The following is a 21,584-nucleotide window of genomic DNA, read 5'->3' as shown; positions in this document are numbered from 1 at the left end:
CGTTCCATGACGAAATCGGCACTCGGCGCTGTTGTCATGAACGCAGAGTCGCATCGGAACGCCGCTGAGTGACGAACTCGGGCGACAGATCTCCCCGTTCGCGCCGACCGAACTCTGTGTTCGCCCGTCAGATGGGGATGCCGTGGCGTTCGGCGAGCTGGCGGACCTCGGGTGCCCACGACGGCCGTGCCCGCCGCGCCAGGGACCGGATCATCTCTCTCAGCAGCAGCTTGTGATCGAGCTCTTCCGGGCATTCGCGCTCGATTCTCAGCAGGTGGAGCAGGCTGGCGGCGTCGTCGCCCAGGTCCTCGCAGGCGCGGGCGACGTTGATGAGGTGGGTGGTGCGCCGCTCGATCGACGGCGTGAGGCGCAGGTCGATGTCGTCGGCGATGCGCAGCACCGCCTCGGGGCGGTTGGTGTCGCTCTCGATGCTGGCCATGTGGATGGCGACGTTGGTGGGGCCGAAGAAGGCCACGTCGTAGACCCCCGAGTCGTCGCCGACCTGCTCGGCCAGCCGCGCCGCAGGGCCGCGTACCAGCTCTCTGGCCTCGTCGTCGTCGCCCATGCGGGCCGCGCCGATCGCGGCGAGCAGGTGGAGCGCGCCGAACGCCTTGATGTGGCGGGCGTCGCCGTCGCCGACGTGCGGTTCGAGCAGCTCGATGCCGCGCTGGGCGACGTCGTAGGCGATCTGGTGCATGTCATCCGACAACATCGACTGCCCCAGGTTCCAGTACGCCCACGCCAGCATCAGCGGGTCGCCCGACTCCTCGGCGAAGCGCATCGCCCGATCGGCCGCCAGATGCGACAGGTCGACCCGGCTCAGGTGCTTGAGCACGGCCCTGGCCAGCAGGTACGCGTCCGTCGCCACGCTGTTGGCAGCCGGTGTGCGCTCAAGCGCGAGGTTTTCGGCGTCGGAGATCAGCGACGGCAGCGCCGCCATCAGGATCGAGTAGCGCCGGGTCGAGCTGAACCAGGCGGCGCGCGCCGAGGCCACCCGCTCCGCCAGTTGCTCGGCGTCGGGCGGTTCGATGTCGGGCGTCAGGGAGCGGCAGGTGAACAGGGCCCGTTCGATGTCGCTGATCTGCGGCCTGCTGGGCTCGTGGGAGTCGCGCGGGGCCTCTCCTAATAGCACGGCGCTGCGTACGCCCAGCACTTTGGCGATCTCCCGCAGGAGGGGCAGCGAGGGCGTTCGCTTGCCGTGCTCGATCAGTTCGATGTGCCTGGGGGTGCATCCGGCCTGGGTCGCCAGCGCGGTGGTGCTCATGCCCCTTCGTTCGCGCTGGAGTCTGACCATCTGCCCGGTGCTGATTTCGGCCATGGGCTCGGCGCCTCTCGGATCGTTCTCAACACCCCACAGGCTAGGGCTCCCGGTGCCCGCCTGCCATGGTTTCCGCCCTGCTCAGGGGGCATCTCGCGAAGAAACAGCGCACCGGCGAACGCGTTGGTTCCTCACATTCCGGTCCGGAATGGGGCGAGGTTTCCAGCGTTCCGGGGTAGGGGGGCGCGATGGCGAAGGTGACGGAGCGGATCGAGGCGATCAAGGGCTGGGGCCGCCGCAGGGTGGAGGACTGGCGGGTCCGCAGGCCGGCCTTCGACCACCTCCTGCGCGCCGTGCGGCGCTACGAGGGCCAGTCGGCCGACCGGCTGGCGGCCGCGGTGACCTATTTCGCGTTCCTGTCCTTCTTCCCGCTCGTGGCGCTGTCGTACGCGGTGCTCGGGTACGTGGTCGCGACCAGCGAGGCCACCAGGCAGGCCCTGGAGAAGTCGATCGCCGAACGGCTGCCTGCGGGCATCGCCAACCTGCTCGACCTGGAGTCCATCGCCACGGCGAGGGAGACCGCGGGGATCATCGGCCTGCTCGGCCTGCTCTACGCCGGGCTCGGCGCTCTGGACGCGCTGCGCGGGGCGTTGCGTGAGATGTCGATGACCACCGCGCCGCCGTTCAACTTCCTCGTCGGCAAGCTGCGGGACCTGGTCTCGATCGTGCTGATCGGGGTGACGATGATCTCGTCCGTGCTGGTGGCCGGGTTCGCCACCACGGCCACGGACCGGGTCCTGAACTTCCTGTTCGGCGGCGGGCCGGTGGTCGCCACCGCGCTCAGGGTCGCCGGGGTGGTGGCGAGCGTGGGCGCCGACTGGCTGCTGTTCGTGATCCTGCTCGGCTGGGTGGCCGGGCGGACCCAGCCGTTCCGGGTCGTCGCCAAGGGGGCGCTGCTGGGCGCGATCGGGTTCGGGGTGCTCAAGCAGGCCGCCACGCTGCTGCTCGCGGCGACGCTCGCCAACCCGCTCTACGGCGCGTTCACCGCCATCGTGGGCCTGCTGATCTGGATCAACTTCTCGGCCAGGCTCGTGCTCCTCGTCGCCGCCTGGACGGCGACGGCGGGGTTGTGCCCGCCGCCGGCCCCGACGCCGGTCCCCTCGTCGCAGACGCCCTCAGGAGCGTGACCGGACGCGGCGGCGGCGGATCCCGTAGCCGAGCCAGATCAGCCCGAACAGCAGGCCGCCGCCGATCACCACCGACCCGACCGTCCTGGTGGAGTCGGTCTGCTTGGAGGCGGCCCGCTCCAGCAGCGACGGCTGGGTCGCCGGGGTGACCGAGGCCGCGGGCTTGGGTGCGGCCTGCGCGTCGGGCAGCGGCTTGACCAGCTCGCCGACCGGCTTGGCCTTGCCCCTGACCGAGAAGCCCCAGTCGAGCAGGTCGGCGACCTCGTCCCAGAAGCCGCCCTCGTGCCGCATGATGCTCACCACGATCGTGTGCCCGTCGCGGGTGGCCGCGCCGACGAAGCTGGCCTGGGCCTTGGTGGTCCAGCCGTTCTTGACGCCGACCATGCCGTTGTAGCGCCACAGCAGCTTGTTGTGGTTGCTGATCTCGTAGTAGCCCTTGGGCGCGGGGAATTTGGCGACCTTGGTGCTGATGTAGCGCTTGAAGTCGGAGTTGGCCAGGCCGGCGCGGGCGATGAGCGCCAGGTCGTAGGCGGAGCTGCTCTGTCCTGGCTTGTCCAGGCCGCTGGGCGTCTTGGCGACGGTGTCGTTCGCCTGCAGCCGCTTGGCTTCGGCGTTCATGTCGCGCATGGTCTTGTCCAGGCCGCCGTTGGTCTCGGCCAGGGCCATGGCAGCGTCGTTGCCCGACGACATCATCAGCGCCCTGAACAGGTCCTCGATCTTGTACGTCGTCTTGACCGACAGGCCGACCGCGCTGCCCTCCTGGTTGCAGGCGTTCTCACTGGGCCGGATGCTGCGGTTCTTGTCGAGTTTGGGGATGAGGGTGAGCGCGGTCAGGGTCTTGAGCGTGCTGGCCGGCAGGTAACGCCCGTGGGCGTCCTTGGCGGCGAGCACCTGGCCCGTGTCGGCGTCCGCGACGACGTACGACGTAGCCTTGCTCTTGGGCGGCTGCTTGACGCCCTCCGGGGCCACCAGGCCACGACTGCCCAGCGCCTCGCCGCCGACAGGTGTGGCCGGGGCGGCATGGGCGGTCCCGCTGGTGAGCGAGGCCGCGGCGATGAGTGCCGTCACCGGCATGAGTTTTGTCCACATGGCGGTCTCAGGGTAGCTCCGTGTTAATGCCCATGTGGCGACACATCCCCCGAAGATCCACCCTCGATACTAGTGAGGTGCTGATGTCACGAAAGATCGCCGGATTCCTCATCATCCTGGGCGCATTCATGATCTTCGAGTGGGTGAACCTGGGGTTTAACTTGGCCGACGGGCATCCGACCAGCTTCTACGTGGTGCACGGCATCCTGATCGCCGTCAACATCATCCTCGCCGTCGTCTTGGGGATCATCGGCTGGCGCGGCCTCAGGGGCCGCAGAGGAGACGCCGGGTGAGGGCGTGGAGTTCGTCCGCTTCCTCACGTGAGTCGCCAATGGAGGTGAAGCCCAGCTTGCCGTACTCGGGGATGGCGCCCAGCAGGTGGAAGACGTTTCCGGTACGCCGCCGCGCGTCGAATCCGACGCCGAGCCGTTCCGCCATGCGCATGACGTCACCGGGGGTGCGACCGCGCAGGCAGGAGGAGGCGCAGTTGTCGGTCGCCGTGTAGAACTTCGGCTGATTTCCGGACATGAGCAGGCCGGTACCCGCGTCGTACGTCGCCCCGGTCGTCATCACGGCGGCACCGAACGGATGCGTGGTCCCGCCGATCCGCAGGTTGATCTCGCACAACAGCGCCGCGTACCCGGCGTCGGCCTTCAGCGCGAAGAAGTCCATGCCGAACAGCCCGACCACGCCCTTGTCGGCGAGCACGCGAGCGATCCGCTCGGCCGACGCGCCGACCTCCGCGCGGTACTCGGGAGCGGCGGGGAACGTGCAGCCCTGGTAGACGTGGCCGTTGGTCCCGCCGAGCACCTGGTCGTGCGTGGCGAGCACCTGAGCCTGGCCGCCCGGCGTGATCTGGGCCAGCGCGCTCGGGTAGTAGAGCGGGCGATGTTCGATGAACTCCTCGACCACCGCCCCCCGTTCGCGGATCTTCTTGGTGTAGCTCTCCCAGGTCTCTCCCGCCGCCGAGAAGCTCGTCAGCGACCTGTCACCCTTGGTGACGATCACGTTGCCGAGCCCGGAGTAGCCGTCGTTCAGCTTGACGATCACCCGTTCGCCCGGCAGGGCCTCCATGGCCTCCTCGACCTCGTTCGCCGCGCGCACGTCGCCGAAGCCGCGCGGCATCGGCACCCCCGCCTCGTGCCCGACCTCCCGCGCGCCGCTCTTGGAGCCGTAGTAGGCCAGGGACGTCGCGGGGCCGTACAGGGGGATGCCGAGGAAGGCGGCGAGCTCCTCCTCGAGCTCGCTCAGGACGAACGGCACCAGCCACGCCTCGCCTTCGATCGCCGAGCGGAGCTGTTCCAGCACGTCGGGACGGCGGAGCAGGCTCCTGGTCAGCGGCTGGGACCAGGGGTCGTCCAGCGTGATCAGCGTCAGACGCTTGGCGGCGTCGTCCGGATCGGGCAGGAAGCCGAAGTAGTAGTCGATGATGTCGCGGTCGACGGGCGCGGAGGAGAGGTAGACCACCTTTACCCCGGGCTCGCGAAGGGCGAGGAGGAGGAAGAGTAAACGTTCCTCGTACGACCTGGCCGCCGTGATGCGGCGGAGCTCATCCTGCGGGAGGGAGAGCGAGGGCACGACCACCAGGGTCCCCTCGCTCGGCTTGAAGATGCTCCACCCAGAACACTTCTCCCCGAACGGGATATTAGTGATCATATAGCGAGTGAAACACGCAATCTTCCCAAAAACAGCAATCGCCGAAGTGTGATGACCATGACAGAAGGTGACAGGATTCGGAATCGCTGACCACGTTTGGGAGTGGCGACATCGGGTCACGATCTAATGATCCCTTGTGACTATTTCCGGGTCAGACAAACGTTCGGGAACTGGGGTCACCTGGGGTTACGGTCAGGTCATCGGCTAACTTTTGGTGTATGTGTCGGCGGGGCGGCTCAGGAGAGCGATAAAGTCGAAGCATCGCCATCGGGCTCACGGCCGACCGCTGTGCTCCCGGGCCGCGGCGGCATTCGCGACCGACGAACGCCAGGCCCGTGCTGACGATCTCGCACACCAAACCAAGCGGGTGTGTCTTTTGATTTCGCCGAGCGGCCTGCTCGACCAGACAGAGGCCGTCGCGGGGTGGACGAGTATTGACAGCGCACGAGCCGCGACGGCCAGAACGTGGGGCCTGCGGCATTGGGACGGGATGGTGACATATGCGGGGACGTGAGCTTCGGGGGGAACTCGACGCGTTCCTGGCGGAGGCCGAGCAGGACCTCGTGGCGTTCCGCCGCGACATTCACATGCATCCTGAGCTCGCCTTCGCCGAATATCGCACGACCCAGCGGATCGCCGAGCGGCTCACCGCCGCCGGCCTGACCCCTTCGGTGCTGCCGCGCGGCACCGGGCTGATCTGCGACGTGGGCAACGGCGACGGCCCGACCGTCGCGCTGCGCGCCGACATCGACGCGCTGCCCCTTCAGGACGAGAAGGACGCGCCCTACCGCTCCACCGTGGCGGGAGCCTGCCACGCCTGCGGCCACGACGTGCACACCACGATCCTGCTCGGCACCTCGCTCTTCCTGGCCCAGCAGGCCGCCGCCGGCCTGCTGCCCGGCCGGGTGCGCCTGATCTTCCAGCCCGCCGAGGAGCTTCCCGGCGGCGCGCTGGAGGTCATGGCCCACGGCGGCATCAGCGGCGTCGACCGTATTTTCGGTCTCCACTGCGATCCCCGCGTGGACGTCGGCCAGGTCGGGCTCAGGTCCGGCCCCATCACCTCGGCCTGCGACAGGATCGTCGTCAGGGTGGCGGGGCCCGGCGGCCACACCGCACGCCCCCACCTGACCGCCGACCTGGTCTTCGCCCTGGCCAAGATCCTCACCGAGCTGCCCGCGGCCCTGTCGCGCCGCGTCGACCCGCGCTCCTCGCTCAGCCTCGTCTGGGGCCGGGTCGAGGCGGGTTCCGCGGCCAACGCCATCCCCGACGACGGCATCGCCGAGGGCACGGTCCGCTGCCTCGACGAGACCGCCTGGCACGCCGCCCCCGACCTGATCAAGTCGCTGCTGGAGTCGGTGGCAAGCGCCTACGGCATCGAGGCCACGCTCGACTACACGCGCGGGGTGCCGCCGGTGGTCAACGACGAGGTCAGCGTCGAGATGCTGGCCGAGGCCGCCGAGCGGGCGCTGGGCGCGGGCGCGGTGGTCCCGACCCAGCAGTCGCTCGGCGGCGAGGACTTCGCCTGGTACCTGGAGTCGCTCCCCGGCGCGTTCGCCCGGCTCGGCACCCGCTCGCCCGACGGCGTGACCTACGACATCCACCAGGGCACGTTCGACGTGGACGAGAAGGCGATCTCGATGGGCGTGCGGATGATGGCCACCACGGCGCTGACCGCGCTGTGGGAGGTCGGCCCGCTCGACTCCATCACCAACGCCATGGCGTGACCAACGGCAGGCGCAGCGACGACTGCCCCGGCGACACCGTCACCGTGGTGCCGGGCGGGTAGCGCAGCGTGAAGTCGACGTCGGTCGAGATGATGACCAGGCCCAGCCGGTGGCCCTTCTTGAACACGTAGTCCGTCGGCTGGAAGTCCCACGAGAAGGTGTACTCCTTGCCGGGCCGCAGCGGCTCGGTCTTGTCGGGGCGGTGCCGGTTGCGCACGTCGAGCCACCCCCTGGTGACGATCTTGTAGGGGGTGGTGGCCGTGCCCAGGTTCCTCAGCGTGGTGCAGCCCGTGTCGCCGGGGACACCCTGTCCGTAACAGTAGGTCTGGCCCGTGGAGACCAGGGTGCCGTTCGGCCGGACGTCGGTGCCGTAGTCCACCAGCAGCGCCGTCAGGTACGGCGATGCGCCGTCCTTCATCGAGGCCCGGACCGACAGCGTGGGCGTGCCCGAGACCCGCACGTCGGAGGGGAGTGTGCGGGTCAGGTACGCCAGCCGGTTCGGGTCTTCGCCCGTGGCCTCGACGAGCTGCTCGGCGGTCCTGGCCTTCTGGTCGACGAACGACTCCTTCGCCGCGCGCGGTTGCGAGAACGGGCCGAGTTGCCGCCCTGAGCCCAGGTGGAGGGGCACGGTGGCCGTTCCTGGCAGCGGCCACGACCTGTACCGGCCCCACTGGCCGACGGCGGTCTCCACGTCCGCCTGCGGCTCGCGCATGATGCCGGAGTCGATGCCGTGCAGCCAGTAGTCGAACCAGCCGTGCAACTGGCGCAGCCACTCGGCCGCGCGGAAGTTGAACGGGCTCATGTGGGTGCCCTGGTGCAGCCAGATCTTGCGCGGCACCTGCCGTTTGGCCAGGGCGTACCACCACTGCGCGAACTGCTTGGTCTTGACGTTCCAGTCGTTGAGCCCGTGCGCCAGGAAGACGCTGGCCTTGACCTTGCCGACGTCGTTCATGTAGTTGCGGGCGTCCCAGAGCGGGCTGTAGTCGCCGGTGACCCGGTCCTGGCCGGTCGTCAATCCGTCGATCAGCGCGCCGCAGGCCTGCTGCCCGTTCTGCCTGGTCAGTACGTACTTGGCCAGCACGTCCAGGTCCTCGCCCTGGAAGCCGCCGGGGGCCAGGACGCCGCCGTTGGCGCGGTAGTAGTCGTACCAGTTCGAGATCGCGGAGATCGGCACGATCGTCTTCAGGCCCTCGACGCCGGTCGCGGCGACCGCGTTCGGCAGCGTGCCGTTGTAGGAGACGCCGATCATGCCGACCTTGCCAGTGGACCAGGTGGCCGCGACCGGGTTCCCTTCGGCGTCGAAGCCCTTGGCGCGGCCGTTGAGCCAGTCGATCGCGGCCTTCGGCCCGGCCGTCTCGTTGACGTCGCCCGAGGTCGGGCAGCCGGTCGCGCGCCCGCTGCCGAGGTTCTCGACCAGGGCGACGGCGTAGCCGCGGGGCAGGAAGTAGTTGTCGTAGTAGCCGTCGAACGGCTCGGCGTCCAGCTTCTTGGCCAGGGTGCTCATGGCGGGCAGCGGGTTGCCGTCCGCGTCGACGTCCACGGGGTGGTTGCCGACGTCGTTGCCGCCCGCGAAGTACGGGCTGGCCTCCATGATCACCGGGACCTTCAGTCCCTGGTCGGTCTCCTTGGGTCGCAGGATGTCCACGGCCACCCGGTCGGGCCGGCCGTCGTTGTCGCTGTCGGTCCCCGCGACCTCGACGAACACCGTCTGCTTGACGGCCTCCGCCCGGGAGAAGACCGGCTGGGTGGCGTTGTTCTGGATCGAGATGGAGGGGGTGTCGGCTGTGGCGGGTGTGGGGCCGGTCAAGGCCGCGACGAGCGACGCGGCCAGCGGCACGGCCAGTGCCTTCCAACGCTGCATACGGGACTCCGTCGACGAGATTTCACCGTCGCTGGGAATGTCTGTCATGATCGGCGTCCCGGCAAGAGGTGATCGCCCCCCAAAAGTTGGGCAGAATTTTCCTTCGACGCGCCCGGTGTCTGATGCTCGATTCAGGTCACGGACGCGAGTGATGTCGATAACGGAGCGGTTGCGACCCTGTGTGCGAGTTTGGTCTGCCCTGGTCAAGCAACTATCTTCCGTGCAGGTGCCGTACGTCCTTCGTGCCTGCGATGAAGTTTCGACAGAGGAGAGGACGACGGGGAAAGGGAAGGGAGTCGCCTTGCTCGGCAAGCGATTCAACAGGATGGCGTTCGGCTCGGCAGTCGGCGTCATGCTCATGGCGGCGGCCGCTTGCGGCAGCGGTAGCAGTGGTGGGAACACCACGGCCAGCGAGGCGCCGGGCGGCGAGGCGTCGAAGGGCGCGCTCAAGGTGGGGCTCGCGTTCGACATCGGCGGGCGGGGCGACAAGTCGTTCAACGACGCCGCGTACACGGGGCTGGAGAAGGCCAAGACCGAGCTCGGGGCGGAGATCAAGGAGCTGAGCCCGGCGGCCGACGGCTCCAACCGTGGCGACCTGCTGCGCCAGCTCGCCGACGCCGGCTACAACCCGATCATCGGGGTCGGCTTCGCCTATGGCGAGGACATCAAGAAGGCCGCCGAGGAGTACCCGGAGATCCAGTTCGCGGTCGTCGACTCGGCCTCCAACGCGCCCAACGTGACCGGGCTGCTGTTCGCCGAGGAGCAGGGCTCCTACCTGGCGGGCGTCGCCGCCGCGACCAAGTCGCAGAGCGGCCACGTCGGCTTCGTCGGCGGCGTCCAGAACGACCTGATCAAGAAGTTCGAGGCCGGGTACGTGGCGGGCGTGAAGTCGGTCAAGGCCGACGCCAAGATCGACATCAAGTACCTCACCCCCGACGGTGACTTCTCCGGCTTCAAGGCCCCCGACAAGGGCAAGGTCGCGGCCGAGAAGATGTACCAGGACGGCGCGGACATCGTCTACCACGCCGCCGGCGACTCCGGTCTCGGCGTCTTCCAGGCGGCTGCTGCGGCCAAGAAGCAGGCCATCGGCGTCGACTCCGACCAGCGTCAGACGGTCAAGGAGACCGACCTGCAGCCGGTCATCATGACCTCGATGCTCAAGCGCGTCGACGTCGGTGTGTTCGAGTTCATCAAGGCCGCTCAGGGCGGTGCCAAGGGCGGCAGCAACACCACCTACGACCTCAAGGTCGACGGGGTGGGCCTGTCCACCACCGGCGGCGAGATCGACGACATCAAGGACAAGCTCGACGCGGCCAAGAAGGACATCGTGGACGGCAAAATCACCGTTCCGGCCAAGCCGTAATCGCGGTAGAAGTGACACCTGAGGGCCCGGAGTCCGCAGACTTCGGGCCTTCTGTCTATGCCGCCCCCCAAGGAAGGCGAAATGAGTGCTGACACCCTGGCCACGGTGAAACCCGCCGTAGAGCTGGAGGGCATCACCAAGCGTTTCCCCGGCGTCATCGCGAACCACGACATCCGCATCACCGTCGAACCCGGCACGGTGCACGCCATCGTCGGGGAGAACGGCGCCGGCAAGTCCACCCTCATGAAGATCCTCTACGGCATGCAGAAGCCGGACGAGGGCACCATCAAGATCAACGGCGCGGAGGTCAGCTTCCGCACCCCGAGTGACGCCATCGCCGCCGGTATCGGCATGGTCCACCAGCACTTCATGCTGGCCGACAACCTGACCGTGGTCGAGAACATCGTCCTGGGCACCCGCGGCGGACGCGACACCGCCTCGGCCCGCGCGCGCATCGCCGCGCTGGCCGAGAGCCACGGCCTGCGCGTCGACCCCGGCAAACTCGTGGAGGACCTCGGCGTCGGCGACCGCCAGCGGGTGGAGATCCTCAAGGTGCTCTACCGAGGCGCCCGCATCCTCATCCTCGACGAGCCGACGGCCGTGCTGGTGCCGCAGGAGGTCGAGGAGCTCTTCCAGAACCTGCGCGAGCTCAAGGCCGATGGCCTGACGGTCATCTTCATCTCCCACAAGCTCGACGAGGTGCTCGACATCGCCGACGCGATCACCGTGATCCGGCGCGGCACCACGGTCGCCAGCGTGAACCCCGCCGACGTCACCGCACGGCAGCTCGCCGAGCTGATGGTCGGCAGCGAGCTGCCCACGCCGGAGACCCGCGAGTCCACGGTGACCGACCGGGTGGCGTTCAAGGTCTCCCACCTGACCATGGAGGCCGAGGACCACCGCCCGGTGCCGAAGGGCGTCGAGATCAGTACGTATGTCGACAAGCTTCGCGAAGAGGGCAAGCGCCTGCTTCTCGACGACGTGTCGTTCGAGATCCACGAGGGCGAGATCCTCGGCATCGCCGGCGTCGAGGGCAACGGCCAGTCCGAGCTGATCGAGACCATCATGGGCATCCGTCCCGCGCACGGCGTCATCGAGCTCGGCGAACACGACATCAGCGACTGGTCCACCCTGCGCCGCAGGGAGTCCGGCATCGGCTACATCCCCGAAGACCGGCACCGCCAGGGCCTGCTGCTTGAGGCGTCGTTGTGGGAGAACCGCGTGCTCGGCCACCAGACCAGGAAGCCCGCGCGCAGCGGCATCTGGATCAACCGGCGCGCCTCCAAGGCCGACACCGCGCGCATCGTCAAGGACTACGACGTCCGCACGCCGAGCGTCGAGACCCTGGCCCTGGCCCTGTCCGGCGGCAACCAGCAGAAGCTGATCGTCGGCCGCGAGATGAGCGGCGAGCCGAAGTTCCTCATCGCCGCGCACCCGACCAGAGGCGTGGACGTCGGCGCCCAGGCCGCCATCTGGGACCACCTGCGCGAGGCCAGGGCCGCGGGGCTGGCGGTCCTGCTCATCTCCGCCGACCTCGACGAGCTGATCGGCCTGTCCGACACCCTCCGGGTGATCTACCGGGGCCGTCTCGTGGCCGCGCTCGACCCTTCCGACATCACGCCCGAGCGGCTGGGCGGCTACATGACCGGCGCCATCGCCGACAACGAGGAGACGTGATGCCCGCCGGGCTCAATCGGGCGCTGTTCACCGTCGCCGGCGCCGTCGTCGCCGTCGTCCTGGCGATCGCGATCTGCAGCGTGGCGATCAGCGTCGCGGGCGGCGAGCCGCTCAAGGCGTTCGCCGCCTTCTTCAACTTCGGTGCGACCGAGCGGGCGGAGTCGAACAACATCGCCGCGCTCCTCGACCGGGCGGTGCCGCTGTTCATCGCCGGGCTGGCGGTGGCCGTCGGCTTCCGCATGAATCTGTTCAACATCGGCGTCGAGGGACAGTACCGCCTCGCGGCCATCTGCGCGGCGTACGTCGGCTCGACGTTCACGGCGCCCGCCCCTATCCAGATCACGGTGATCATCCTGGTCGCCGCGCTGGTCGGCGGCCTGTACGCGCTCATCCCCGCGGTCATGAAGGTGACCAGGGGCGTGAACGAGGTCATCTCCACGATCATGTTGAACTACATCGCCATCAACTTGACGGCTTTCCTGGTCCGCGGCCCGTTCATGGGCGAGCGCGAGGCGGGGTCGCTCGTCACCACGACGCAGAAGCTGCCCGAGTCGGCCATGTTCCCCGACCTCAACTTCGTCTTCGAGTGGTTCGGGCTGATCCCGCCCACTCGCGCCGGCGGCCTGTGGGGTTTCCTGCTGGTGGCGATCGTGCTCGGTGTGGTGATCTGGTTCGTGCTGGAGCGCACCCGCTTCGGCTTCGACGTCAAGGCCAGCGGGCTCAACGGCCCGGCCGCGCTCGCGTCCGGCGTCAATCCCAAGCGCATGGTCATCGCGGCGATGGTGTTGTCCGGCGGGATCGCCGGGCTCATCGGCCTGCCGGAGATCCTCGGCGACAGGGGCGCCTTCAACTCCAACTTCACCGCGGGGCTGGGCTTCCTCGGCATCGCGGTGGCGCTGCTCGGCAGGAACAAACCCGTCGGCATCGCGATCGCCGCGCTGCTGTTCGCCTTTCTCGACCGGGCGCAGGGACCGCTGCAGGAGGCCAACGTGCCGGCGTCCGTCGTCACGATCATCCAGGGCGTGATCGTCCTGCTCGTCGTCGTGGCCAACGAGGTGACCAACCGGCTTGCGCTCAGATTCGAAGAGCGGCGCGCCGCCCAGCAGCTCGGCAAGGTTGAGGTGGCAGCATGACTCGCGTAAGCAAGTACCATGTGGCGCTCATTGGCGTCGCCGCGCTCATTCTGTTGATGTCGCTGGTGCGCTTCGTGACGGGCCAGGACGACCTCACCTCCTCCGGCACGTTCGCCGCCGCGCTGATGCTGGCGGTGCCGATCGGTCTGGCCGGTCTGGGCGGGTTGTGGGCCGAGCGGGCCGGCGTGGTCAACATCGGCCTCGAAGGCATGATGGTGCTCGGCACCTGGTTCGCCGGCTGGGCCGGCTACCAGTGGGGCCCCGTGGCCGCGCTGCTCGCGGGGCTGCTCGGCGGCGCGCTCGGCGGCCTCATCCATGCCATCGCCACCGTGTCGTTCGGCGTGGACCACATCATCAGCGGCGTCGCGATCAACCTGCTCGGCCCCGGCGTCACCCGCTTCCTGTCGGAGGTGCTCTACAAGAACGGCACACCGGCGGCCGACGCGGGTGCCGGCATCACCGGCTCGCCCGCGATCAGCGGGCACCCGTGGACGCCCAGCCTGCCGGTGCTTTCCGACGGGCCCGATGTGTTCGGGTGGCTGGAGAGCACCCGCTGGTTCCTGGTCGCCGACCTCGCCGGGATTCTGCGCGGCCTGACCCACAACGTGAACATCCTGGTGGTCCTGGCCGTGTTGCTGCTCCCGCTGACGTTCTACGTGCTCTGGCATACCTCCTTCGGCCTGCGGCTGCGTTCGGCGGGTGAGAACCCGTGGGCGGCCGAGTCGCTGGGCGTGAACGTCTACCGGATCAAGTACATCGCCGTCGTCATCTCCGGTGCGTTCGCCGGGCTCGGCGGCGTGTTCCTGGTCTTCGTCTCCAACAAGTACGTCGAGGGCCAGACACAGGGACGTGGCTTCATCGGCCTGGCCGCCATGATCTTCGGCAACTGGCGGCCCGGCGGGCTCGCGGCCGGCGCCTCGCTGTTCGGCTACGCCGAGGCCCTGAAACTGCGCGATTCGGGGTCGGGGACGATCGTGTCGTTCTTCCTGTTCGGCGCGGTGCTGCTGCTCGGCTACCTGGTGCTGCGCGTACGGCGGATGCTGGCCTCCGACCAGCCCGCCGAGGTCGTGACCAGGGGCACCAAGGACTACACGCTGATGGCCGTCGCCGCGGCCGGCGTGGTTGTGCTCTTCTGGTTGTGGCTGACCGTCGAGGAGTTGCCGGGCGAGCTTGTTTTCGTCACACCACACGTGCTCACGTTGCTCGTGCTCTTGGTGGCTTCGCAGCGGTTGCGGATGCCCAAGGCCGACGGTGTGAGCTATCGCCGGGGGGAACAACATTGACCATCGACTGGGACGGCCTGCGTAGCGAGGCCGAAGAGGCCATGCGGCATGCGTACGCGCCGTACTCCCACTTTCCCGTGGGCGCGGCGGCGCTGGTCGACGACGGCCGGATCGTCACCGGCTGCAACGTCGAGAACGCCTCCTACGGCGTGGGCCTGTGCGCCGAGTGCGGCCTGGTCTCGGCGCTGCAGCGTTCGGGCGGCGGCCGGCTCGTGGCCTTCACCTGCGTCGACGGCCACGGCGAGCTGCTGATGCCGTGCGGTCGCTGCAGGCAGCTCCTTTACGAGTTCGGCGGCGAGGACCTGCTGGTCGAGACCGTGGACGGGCCGAAGCGGATGGCGGAGATCCTGCCGTACGCGTTCGGCCCGGCCGACCTCAGCCGGAGCCAGTGATGGACGCCATCGAGGTGATCCGCGCCAAACGTGACGGCGGCGAGCTCACCACGGCCCAGATCGACTGGGTGATCGACGCCTTCACCCGTGGTGGCGTGGCCGACGAGCAGATGTCGGCGCTGGCCATGGCCGTCCTGCTGAACGGCATGAACCGGCGCGAGATCGCCGACTGGACCCAGGCCATGATCCGCTCGGGCGAGCGCATGGACTGGTCCGCGCTCGACCGGCCCACGGCCGACAAACACTCGACGGGCGGCGTGGGCGACAAGATCACGCTGCCGTTGGCGCCGCTCGTGGCGGCGTGCGGCGCGTACGTGCCGCAGCTGTCGGGGCGCGGCCTCGGGCACACCGGCGGCACGCTCGACAAGCTCGAATCCATCCCGGGCTGGCGGGCCTCGCTGTCCAACTCCGAGATGCTGGACGTGCTGCGCTCGGCGGGCGCCGTCGTCTGCGCCGCGGGCTCCGGGCTCGCCCCGGCCGACAAGAAGCTGTACGCGCTGCGCGATGTCACCGGCACCGTCGAGTCGATCCCGCTGATCGCCTCGTCGATCATGTCCAAGAAGATCGCCGAGGGGACCGGGTCGCTGGTCCTCGACGTGAAGGTGGGTTCGGGGGCGTTCATGAAGACGCCGTCGGCCGCCAGAGAGCTCGCCGAGACCATGGTCGCCCTGGGCACGGACGCGGGCGTGCGCACGGTCGCGCTGCTGACCGCCATGGACCGGCCGCTGGGGCGGGCCGTGGGCAACGCGCTTGAGGTCGAGGAGTCCGTCGAGGTGCTCGCGGGCGGCGGGCCCGCCGACGTGGTCGAGCTGACCGTACGCCTGGCCAAGGAGATGCTGGAGGCCGCAGGGGTGTCCGGCAAGGACCCGGCCAAGGTGCTGCAGGACGGCTCGGCCATGGACGCCTGGCGGCGCATGATCACCGCCCAGGGCGGCGACCCGGACGCCCTGCTACCCCGGGCGGCCGAGACCCTGACCGTCGAGGCGCCCTCGTCGGGGGTGCTGACCAGGCTGGACGCCTACGCCGTGGGGCTGGCCGCCTGGCGGCTCGGGGCCGGGCGGGCACGCAAGGAGGATCCGGTGTCGTTCGGCGCGGGGGTCACGCTGCACGCCAAGCCGGGGGATCTGGTGCGGGAAGGGCAGCCGCTGCTGACGCTGCACGCCGACGAGACGGCCAGGTTCGAGCGGGCGCTGGAGGCGCTGGAGGACGGTTACGCGGTGGGGGAGGCGGGCCAGGAGCTGCTTCCGCTGGTCATCGACCGCGTCACGGCCCCGTAACCGCGGCCTCGAAGGCGGCCGGGGCGGGAGCTTCGGTGAAGACGGAGGACAGGACGGCGCGTTGGGTCGGGAGCGCTTCGGCGTGCCTGGCGCGCCCCTCGTCGGTGATGCACACGAACACGCCCCGCCGGTCGACGTCGCAGACGACGCGTGAGACGAGCGCGGCCTTCTCCAGCCGCGCCACCACCCGGGACAGCGCGCTCTGACTCAGGTGGACCTCGTCGCAGAGTTCCTGGATGCGTAGTTTCTTGCCGTGGTGCACCATCCGGTCGAGCACCTCGAACTCGCTGGGCCCCAGCCCGTGCCGATCGCCCAGCTCGCGCTCCAGCGCGCACATGGCCTTGGCGTGTTTGGCCAGGACGTAGTGCCAGGTGCCGACCACGAACTCCTCGTCCATGTCGCGGAGGTTACCACTCCGGGAAATCTCATGCAATGGAATTAAATGCACTTGCATTAGATGCGAGTGCATGTATCGTTCTGATCCATGTCCTCTTCCTCGTCCCGTTGGGGCGCGCTTGCCGTGCTCTGCACAGTGATCTTTCTTGACGCGTTGGATGTCTCGATGGTGGGTGTCGCCCTCCCGGCCATCCAGCACGACCTCGGTTTGAGCACCTCCTCCCTGCAGTGGGTGGTGAGCGGTTACGTGCTCGGTTACGGCGGTCTTCTGTTGCTCGGGGGCAGGACCGCCGATCTGCTCGGGCGGCGCAGGGTGTTCCTGGTCGCCTTGGGTGTTTTCGCCGTGGCGTCGTTGCTGGGTGGTCTCGTGGACGACGGCGGGTTGCTGATCGCGGCCCGCTTCGTCAAGGGGGTGGCCGCCGCCTTCACCGCACCGGCCGCCTTGTCGATCATCACGACGACCTTTCCGGAAGGGCCGCAGCGCAACAGGGCGTTGAGCATCTTCACCGCCAGCGGCGCCAGCGGCTACTCGCTCGGCCTGGTGTTGTCCGGCCTGCTCACCGAGATCGGCTGGCGGTACACGCTGCTGATGCCGGTGCCCGTCGCGATCATCGCTCTGGTCGCCGCGCTGAAGGCGCTGCCGCGCGGCGCCGAGGAGCGTGCCGAGGGCGGTCACGACCTGGTCGGCGCCGTGCTGATCACCGCGTCCATGCTGCTGCTGGTCTTCACCGTCGTGCAGGCGCCCGAGGCCGGCTGGGCCTCCCTGACGACCATCGGCTCGCTGGTGGGCGTGGCCGTGCTGCTCGGCCTGTTCGTCTTCGCCGAACTGCGGATGCGCCACCCGCTGGTGCGGCTGGGCATCCTGCGCTCCGGCCCCATCGTGCGGGCCAACCTGGGCTTGCTGATCCTGATGGGCTCGTACGTGGCCTTCCAGTTCGTGGCCATGCAGTACTTCCAGAACCTGCTCGGCTGGTCGGCCCTGGGCACCGCCATGGCGTTCCTGCCCGCCGGCGTGCTCGTCGCGGTCACCTCGACCAAGATGGGCGACTTCGCCGACAGATTCGGCACCGGCAAGCTGATCGTCATCGGCTCCGCCGCGCTGGCCGGCGGGTACGCGATCTTCTCCGGCATCGACCGCACCCCGAGCCTGGGCGGCATGGTCATCCCCGGCATGATCCTCATGGGCATCGCGTTCGCGCTGTCGTTCCCCTCGCTGAACATCCAGGCCACCAACGGCGTGGACGACGACGAGCAGGGCCTGGCCTCCGGGCTGCTGAACACCTCAGGCCAGGTCGGCGGCGCGATCGTGCTGGCCGTGGTCACCGCCGTGCTCACCTCGGGCGGCGAGACGCTCTCGATCGGCTCGCTGCGCGCGGCCATCGTGGTCTCGCTCGTGCTGGCCCTGGTCGGGCTGGTGATCTCCGCGACGGGGCTGCGCGCCCGCAAGGCCGCGCCCGTCCCCCAGGAGAGCGCGCCGGTCTACGAGAGCGTGTGAAGGGGCCCCTTCACACGCTTGCACCCCCGGTGAGCTGGGCATCTACTGATCATGTGCTCGTCTGCTCAGCACGGCGGCCGGTCGTCGCGTGCGCGCGCCGCCGCCGTGCTCGCCGCCCTCGCCGTGCTCACCGCCTGCGGCACCGCCACGCAAACCGTTCTGCCGCAGGGCCAGTCGGCCGCCACGGAGTCGGGTCGCCCCGACAGCGACACTCCGACGAGCACCTCCGAGGTGGACGTCGAGAAGGGCGGCGGCGAGCCCGTCCTGGTCAAGGGCGTGCGGTTCACCGCCCACGACACCTACGACCGCGTGGTCGTCGACTTCGACGGCGACGTCCCCGGATACAACGCGAAATGGGTGGACGAACTCGTCGAGGACGGCTCCGGCGAGCCGATCGACGTCCACGGCGGCGCGTACCTGCAGGTCACGCTCTTCCCCGCCGACGCGCACGACGAGCGCGGCGAACCCACCTGGAAAGGCGGCCCCATCTACCCGGCCAACCTGCGCAACCTGGCCGGCGTCGTCAGAACCGGCGACTTCGAGGGGCGCGTCGGCATCGGGCTGGTGCTGAACAGGCGGGCCGCGTTCCAGGTCAAGGAGCAGGGCCCGCCGAACCGGCTGACAGTGGACGTGGCACACTGACGTCCGTGGTGAGAAAGATCGAAGGTCCTGCCCGCATCCCGGTGCCGGGCGGCAAGCTCATCGACGAGCACATCGGCCGGGTCAACAGCGGCGACGAGGCGATCTCCATCGCCCACATGACCGCCCCGCCCGGCTGGGACGAGCCCGCCCAGACGCCGTCCTTCACCGAGTACACCCTGGTCCTGCGCGGCCTGGTGATCGTGGAGCACGCCGAGGGCACGACGGAGGTCGCGGCCGGGCAGTCGGTGGTGACCTCACCGGGGGAGAAGGTCAGATACCGGGTGGGCCCCGAGGGGGCCGAATACGTCGCGGTCTGCCTGCCCGCCTTCTCCCCTGAGTCGGCCGGGCGCGACTGACCCTCATATCATGGTCAGATGAGCCCCACGCTTGATGAGATCCGGCGGGCTCCCAAGGTGTTGCTGCACGATCACCTCGACGGCGGGCTCCGCGCCGAGACGATCGTCGAGCTCGCGCGGGAGTCCGGTTATAGTCGGCTGCCCACCCAAGATCCCGACAATCTACGCCAGTGGTTCGAGGAGGCGTCCGACTCGGGATCGCTCGAACGCTATCTGGAGACGTTCGAGCACACGGTCGGGGTCATGCAGACGCGCGAGTCGCTCGTCCGCGTGGCCGCCGAGTGCGCCCAGGACCTGGCCGCCGACGGCGTGGTCTACGCCGAGGTGCGTTTCGCGCCCGAGCAGCACACCACCACGGGGCTGAGCCTCGACGAGGTGGTCGAGGCGGTGCTCGAGGGGTTCAGGCAGGGCTCCGAAGGGCGCGGCATCCGGGTCGGCACCCTGCTGACGGCCATGCGGCACATGGCGCGGTCCATGGAGATCGCCGAGCTGTCGGTGCGCTACCGCGACGTGGGCGTGGTGGGGTTCGACATCGCGGGGGCCGAGGCCGGCTACCCGCCCACGCGCCACCTCGACGCCTTCGAGTACCTGCAGCGCGAGAACGCCCACTTCACCATCCATGCGGGCGAGGGGTTCGGCCTGCCGTCGATCTGGCAGGCGATCCAGTGGTGCGGCGCCGACCGGCTCGGCCACGGGGTGCGCATCATCGACGACATCTCCGTGGCCCAGGACGGCTCGGCCAAGCTGGGGCGGCTGGCCGCCTACGTCCGGGACAAGCGCATCCCGCTGGAGATGTGCCCGACGTCCAACCTGCAGACCGGGGCCGCCGACTCCATCGCCGACCACCCCATCGGGCTGCTGCGGGGGCTGCACTTCCGGGTCACCGTCAACACCGACAACCGGCTGATGAGCTCGACCAGCGTGTCGCTGGAGTTCGCCAAGCTGGTCGAGGCGTTCGGCTACGGCTGGGATGACCTGCAGTGGTTCGCCGTCAACGCGATGAAGTCGGCGTTCATCCCGTTCGACGAGCGGCTGGCGCTGATCAACGGCGTGATCAAGCCGGGGTTCGCGCAGCTCAAGTGGCAGCCGTGAAACAGACCTACCGTTCCAGGGTCGCCTTCGTGCTGGGCTGGGTGTGGCTGGCCTTCGTCGCCCTCAACGTGTGGGACCTGATCGCCCGCTACACCGGCAAGTCGTCGTTGATCGCGCTGGCCGTGCTCGGCGTCCTCACGGCCCTGGTCTACGTGGTCGCGCTGCGCCCCGCCACGGTGTTCACCGAGGCGGGGCTGGTGGGGCGCAACCCGTTCCGCACGACGTTCCTGCCGTGGACGGCCATCGACGACGTGAGCGTGTCCCACTCCATCAACGTCCAGTACGGCGAGGAACGCACGCTGCGGTTGTGGACGCCGATGAGCAGCGCGCGAGAGCGGGCCAGGGCGCAGCGGCGCGGGGTCCCCAAGCAGGAGCGGGGGCGCCTGCGGACCGAACCCAGGCTGTCGAAGCCGGAGCAGGCGGCGATGGAGGCGTTCACCGGCAAGACGCACGCCGACTGGGTGGGCGACCAGATCCGCGAGCGCGCCGAGTCGGCCAGGCGACGCGACGAGACGGCCGAACCGGCCCGGGTCACCTGGTCCTACGACGCCATCGCGGTCGTGGCGGCGGCGTTCGTGCTCGTGGTGGTCGCCGCGGTCATTTAGTGCCCGGATTGTTGGCAAGCACGCAGGCGACGGGCGGGTCGAGTTCGAGGGTCTCGACCCGGAAATCGGTGAAGCCGGCCTGGGTGAGCATGTCCTGAAGCTCTTGGGCGGCTTGGGCCGTGGTGTCCCGGGTGGCGCCGGGGCAGCGGGGCTGGCTGACGAGCGCGATGCGTCCCGCGGGGCGGAGCAGGCGGCGCAGCTCGCCAAGCCGCTCCACCGGGTCGGGCCAGAACCCCACGGAGTTGACGGCGAGGACGGCATCGAGCGGCTCGCCGAAACTCGGCAACTGCTCCACGGAGGCGCGCGTGAGGTGCACGCGGCGGGCGCGGACGGCGGCGGCGTTGCGACGGGTGGCGTGCCGGACCATGGCCTGCGAGTGGTCGATGCCGAAGACGTGGCCCCGGGTGGCGCGGGCGGCGAACTCGGCGATGGCGACGCCGGGGCCGAAGCCGATTTCGAGCACCCGGTCGGTGGGCTGCACGTCCAGCAACGACACCGCCCAGATGTTGCGCTTCCTGTTGGAGGGGCGATGAGCGAACATCCAGCCGTTGGCCCACCCGACGATGCCCCGGGGGTGATGGGCCTGGCCCACCAAGTATCTGATCGCGCGTTGTTTGCTCATGATCGCCAGTCAACGACTTCAAGTATGCTTGAAGTCAAATGAGTGAGCAGTTGACGATCGGTGAGCTGGCGAGCCGCACGGGCGTCGCCACCTCCGCGCTGCGCTACTGGGAGGAGCTCGGCCTGCTACCGGCGCCGGCCCGGGTCTCAGGCCAACGGCGTTATCCGCCATCGGCCGTCGGGCAGGTCGGTGTGGTGTTGTTGCTGCGAGACGTCGGCTTCACGTTGCGGGAGGCCAAAACCTTCATCGCGTCTCGTTCGCCGGCCGACGACGGCTGGCGGGAGCTGTGCCAACGCAAGCTCGCCGAGCTGGATCAACGGATTGCCCAGGCTCAGGTGGCACGCACCGCCATCGCCCATGGCTTGGCCTGCCCGCACGAGGACCTCTTCGAGTGCTCCAACTTCGCCGACGGGGTCGCGGCGCTCCTGGCGGGACGTTCTCTCGAAGAGGCTCACGAAGAGGTTCATTCGCGCTGA

General features: G+C 69.1%; 21 protein-coding genes. 15 read left to right on the top strand and 6 right to left on the bottom strand.

The annotated features are described in order from the left end of the window. Positions 1 to 127: 127 nt before the first annotated feature. On the bottom strand, positions 128 to 1,318 hold the full coding sequence (locus ACFOY2_RS25430) for a helix-turn-helix domain-containing protein (protein WP_379530596.1): 1,191 nt from the start codon (positions 1,316 to 1,318) through the stop codon (positions 128 to 130). 188 nt (positions 1,319 to 1,506) lie between these two features. Between ACFOY2_RS25430 and ACFOY2_RS25425 the strand changes: the two genes are divergently transcribed. Continuing rightward, positions 1,507 to 2,445: a YihY/virulence factor BrkB family protein gene (locus ACFOY2_RS25425; protein ID WP_379530595.1), complete on the top strand. Its 939-nt coding sequence runs from the start codon at positions 1,507 to 1,509 to the stop codon at positions 2,443 to 2,445. On the opposite strand, the gene ACFOY2_RS25420 is transcribed toward ACFOY2_RS25425, so the two are convergent. Beyond that, positions 2,434 to 3,519, bottom strand: a complete 1,086-nt coding sequence (locus ACFOY2_RS25420; RefSeq protein ID WP_379530782.1) for a D-alanyl-D-alanine carboxypeptidase family protein — start codon at positions 3,517 to 3,519, stop codon at positions 2,434 to 2,436. The two genes, ACFOY2_RS25425 and ACFOY2_RS25420, sit on opposite strands and share 12 nt — an antisense overlap. A gap of 98 nt (positions 3,520 to 3,617) precedes the next feature. Here ACFOY2_RS25420 and ACFOY2_RS25415 point away from each other — a divergent pair, with 98 nt between their 5' ends. Beyond that, positions 3,618 to 3,827 (top strand): SCO4848 family membrane protein, encoded by a 210-nt coding sequence (locus ACFOY2_RS25415; RefSeq protein WP_357819447.1) that lies wholly within the window; start codon positions 3,618 to 3,620, stop codon positions 3,825 to 3,827. Here ACFOY2_RS25415 and ACFOY2_RS25410 read toward each other — a convergent pair. After that, on the bottom strand, positions 3,799 to 5,190 hold the full coding sequence (locus tag ACFOY2_RS25410; RefSeq protein ID WP_379530594.1) for a peptide ligase PGM1-related protein: 1,392 nt from the start codon (positions 5,188 to 5,190) through the stop codon (positions 3,799 to 3,801). The two genes, ACFOY2_RS25415 and ACFOY2_RS25410, sit on opposite strands and share 29 nt — an antisense overlap. Positions 5,191 to 5,690: 500 nt before the next feature. Between ACFOY2_RS25410 and ACFOY2_RS25405 the strand changes: the two genes are divergently transcribed. Beyond that, positions 5,691 to 6,914, top strand: coding sequence for a M20 family metallopeptidase (locus tag ACFOY2_RS25405; RefSeq protein ID WP_379530593.1), 1,224 nt, complete (start codon positions 5,691 to 5,693; stop codon positions 6,912 to 6,914). Here the strand turns inward: ACFOY2_RS25405 and ACFOY2_RS25400 are convergent. Next, positions 6,895 to 8,775, bottom strand: coding sequence for a Xaa-Pro dipeptidyl-peptidase (locus tag ACFOY2_RS25400; RefSeq protein ID WP_379530592.1), 1,881 nt, complete (start codon positions 8,773 to 8,775; stop codon positions 6,895 to 6,897). The two genes, ACFOY2_RS25405 and ACFOY2_RS25400, sit on opposite strands and share 20 nt — an antisense overlap. Before the next feature lie 301 nt (positions 8,776 to 9,076). On the opposite strand from ACFOY2_RS25400, the gene ACFOY2_RS25395 reads away from it, so the two are divergent. The 6 genes from ACFOY2_RS25395 (at position 9,077) to ACFOY2_RS25370 (ending at position 15,900) form a co-directional block, all read left to right on the top strand. Further along, positions 9,077 to 10,138 carry a BMP family lipoprotein gene (locus ACFOY2_RS25395; protein WP_379530591.1) on the top strand — a complete coding sequence of 354 codons (1,062 nt, stop codon included), beginning with the start codon at positions 9,077 to 9,079 and terminating at the stop codon, positions 10,136 to 10,138. 81 nt (positions 10,139 to 10,219) lie between these two features. Beyond that, positions 10,220 to 11,815, top strand: coding sequence for an ABC transporter ATP-binding protein (locus ACFOY2_RS25390; RefSeq protein WP_379530590.1), 1,596 nt, complete (start codon positions 10,220 to 10,222; stop codon positions 11,813 to 11,815). Next, positions 11,815 to 12,948, top strand: coding sequence for an ABC transporter permease (locus ACFOY2_RS25385; protein WP_379530589.1), 1,134 nt, complete (start codon positions 11,815 to 11,817; stop codon positions 12,946 to 12,948). Before ACFOY2_RS25390 ends, ACFOY2_RS25385 begins: the two co-directional genes overlap by 1 nt. Further along, positions 12,945 to 14,231, top strand: a complete 1,287-nt coding sequence (locus ACFOY2_RS25380; RefSeq protein ID WP_379530588.1) for an ABC transporter permease — start codon at positions 12,945 to 12,947, stop codon at positions 14,229 to 14,231. The genes ACFOY2_RS25385 and ACFOY2_RS25380 overlap by 4 nt, the downstream gene beginning before the upstream one ends. Then, on the top strand, positions 14,228 to 14,623 hold the full coding sequence (locus tag ACFOY2_RS25375; RefSeq protein WP_357819431.1) for a cytidine deaminase: 396 nt from the start codon (positions 14,228 to 14,230) through the stop codon (positions 14,621 to 14,623). The genes ACFOY2_RS25380 and ACFOY2_RS25375 overlap by 4 nt, the downstream gene beginning before the upstream one ends. Further along, entirely contained in the window at positions 14,623 to 15,900 is a 1,278-nt protein-coding gene (locus ACFOY2_RS25370) for a thymidine phosphorylase (protein ID WP_379530587.1), read from the top strand. The genes ACFOY2_RS25375 and ACFOY2_RS25370 overlap by 1 nt, the downstream gene beginning before the upstream one ends. Here ACFOY2_RS25370 and ACFOY2_RS25365 read toward each other — a convergent pair. After that, a complete protein-coding gene (locus ACFOY2_RS25365; RefSeq protein ID WP_379530586.1) occupies positions 15,887 to 16,297 on the bottom strand; it encodes a MarR family winged helix-turn-helix transcriptional regulator in 411 nt (136 codons plus the stop codon). The genes ACFOY2_RS25370 and ACFOY2_RS25365 overlap by 14 nt on opposite strands. Before the next feature lie 165 nt (positions 16,298 to 16,462). Between ACFOY2_RS25365 and ACFOY2_RS25360 the strand changes: the two genes are divergently transcribed. Genes ACFOY2_RS25360 through ACFOY2_RS25340 form a run of 5 tightly spaced genes read left to right on the top strand, consistent with a single transcriptional unit; the run spans position 16,463 to position 20,486 of the window. After that, positions 16,463 to 17,791 (top strand): MFS transporter, encoded by a 1,329-nt coding sequence (locus ACFOY2_RS25360; protein ID WP_379530585.1) that lies wholly within the window; start codon positions 16,463 to 16,465, stop codon positions 17,789 to 17,791. A gap of 51 nt (positions 17,792 to 17,842) precedes the next feature. Continuing rightward, positions 17,843 to 18,433, top strand: coding sequence for an AMIN-like domain-containing (lipo)protein (locus ACFOY2_RS25355; protein WP_379530584.1), 591 nt, complete (start codon positions 17,843 to 17,845; stop codon positions 18,431 to 18,433). Between the two features lie 5 nt (positions 18,434 to 18,438). Then, positions 18,439 to 18,789 (top strand): cupin domain-containing protein, encoded by a 351-nt coding sequence (locus ACFOY2_RS25350; RefSeq protein ID WP_379530583.1) that lies wholly within the window; start codon positions 18,439 to 18,441, stop codon positions 18,787 to 18,789. Between the two features lie 18 nt (positions 18,790 to 18,807). Further along, positions 18,808 to 19,881 (top strand): adenosine deaminase, encoded by a 1,074-nt coding sequence (locus ACFOY2_RS25345; RefSeq protein WP_379530582.1) that lies wholly within the window; start codon positions 18,808 to 18,810, stop codon positions 19,879 to 19,881. Further along, a complete protein-coding gene (locus ACFOY2_RS25340; RefSeq protein WP_379530581.1) occupies positions 19,878 to 20,486 on the top strand; it encodes a PH domain-containing protein in 609 nt (202 codons plus the stop codon). The genes ACFOY2_RS25345 and ACFOY2_RS25340 overlap by 4 nt, the downstream gene beginning before the upstream one ends. On the opposite strand, the gene ACFOY2_RS25335 is transcribed toward ACFOY2_RS25340, so the two are convergent. Next, positions 20,479 to 21,108, bottom strand: coding sequence for a class I SAM-dependent methyltransferase (locus ACFOY2_RS25335; RefSeq protein WP_379530580.1), 630 nt, complete (start codon positions 21,106 to 21,108; stop codon positions 20,479 to 20,481). The genes ACFOY2_RS25340 and ACFOY2_RS25335 overlap by 8 nt on opposite strands. Positions 21,109 to 21,146: 38 nt before the next feature. On the opposite strand from ACFOY2_RS25335, the gene ACFOY2_RS25330 reads away from it, so the two are divergent. Continuing rightward, positions 21,147 to 21,584, top strand: coding sequence for a MerR family transcriptional regulator (locus ACFOY2_RS25330; protein ID WP_379530579.1), 438 nt, complete (start codon positions 21,147 to 21,149; stop codon positions 21,582 to 21,584).

It is taken from the genome of Nonomuraea purpurea (assembly GCF_042650645.1).
GTDB lineage: Bacteria > Actinomycetota > Actinomycetes > Streptosporangiales > Streptosporangiaceae > Nonomuraea > Nonomuraea purpurea.
This window is presented reverse-complemented; position numbering and strand designations above follow the sequence as displayed.

Bases quoted from the DNA above. Each gene is read 5' to 3' on its own strand.
- ACFOY2_RS25430 (WP_379530596.1), bottom strand. From the start codon at position 1,318: ATGGCCGAAATCAGCACCGGGCAGATGGTCAGACTCCAGCGCGAACGA.
- ACFOY2_RS25425 (WP_379530595.1), top strand. From the start codon at position 1,507: ATGGCGAAGGTGACGGAGCGGATCGAGGCGATCAAGGGCTGGGGCCGC.
- ACFOY2_RS25420 (WP_379530782.1), bottom strand. From the start codon at position 3,519: ATGCCGGTGACGGCACTCATCGCCGCGGCCTCGCTCACCAGCGGGACC.
- ACFOY2_RS25415 (WP_357819447.1), top strand. From the start codon at position 3,618: ATGTCACGAAAGATCGCCGGATTCCTCATCATCCTGGGCGCATTCATG.
- ACFOY2_RS25410 (WP_379530594.1), bottom strand. From the start codon at position 5,190: ATGATCACTAATATCCCGTTCGGGGAGAAGTGTTCTGGGTGGAGCATC.
- ACFOY2_RS25405 (WP_379530593.1), top strand. From the start codon at position 5,691: ATGCGGGGACGTGAGCTTCGGGGGGAACTCGACGCGTTCCTGGCGGAG.
- ACFOY2_RS25400 (WP_379530592.1), bottom strand. From the start codon at position 8,775: ATGCAGCGTTGGAAGGCACTGGCCGTGCCGCTGGCCGCGTCGCTCGTC.
- ACFOY2_RS25390 (WP_379530590.1), top strand. From the start codon at position 10,220: ATGAGTGCTGACACCCTGGCCACGGTGAAACCCGCCGTAGAGCTGGAG.
- ACFOY2_RS25385 (WP_379530589.1), top strand. From the start codon at position 11,815: ATGCCCGCCGGGCTCAATCGGGCGCTGTTCACCGTCGCCGGCGCCGTC.
- ACFOY2_RS25380 (WP_379530588.1), top strand. From the start codon at position 12,945: ATGACTCGCGTAAGCAAGTACCATGTGGCGCTCATTGGCGTCGCCGCG.
- ACFOY2_RS25370 (WP_379530587.1), top strand. From the start codon at position 14,623: ATGGACGCCATCGAGGTGATCCGCGCCAAACGTGACGGCGGCGAGCTC.
- ACFOY2_RS25365 (WP_379530586.1), bottom strand. From the start codon at position 16,297: ATGGACGAGGAGTTCGTGGTCGGCACCTGGCACTACGTCCTGGCCAAA.
- ACFOY2_RS25360 (WP_379530585.1), top strand. From the start codon at position 16,463: ATGGTGGGTGTCGCCCTCCCGGCCATCCAGCACGACCTCGGTTTGAGC.
- ACFOY2_RS25355 (WP_379530584.1), top strand. From the start codon at position 17,843: ATGTGCTCGTCTGCTCAGCACGGCGGCCGGTCGTCGCGTGCGCGCGCC.
- ACFOY2_RS25345 (WP_379530582.1), top strand. From the start codon at position 18,808: ATGAGCCCCACGCTTGATGAGATCCGGCGGGCTCCCAAGGTGTTGCTG.
- ACFOY2_RS25335 (WP_379530580.1), bottom strand. From the start codon at position 21,108: ATGAGCAAACAACGCGCGATCAGATACTTGGTGGGCCAGGCCCATCAC.
- ACFOY2_RS25330 (WP_379530579.1), top strand. From the start codon at position 21,147: ATGAGTGAGCAGTTGACGATCGGTGAGCTGGCGAGCCGCACGGGCGTC.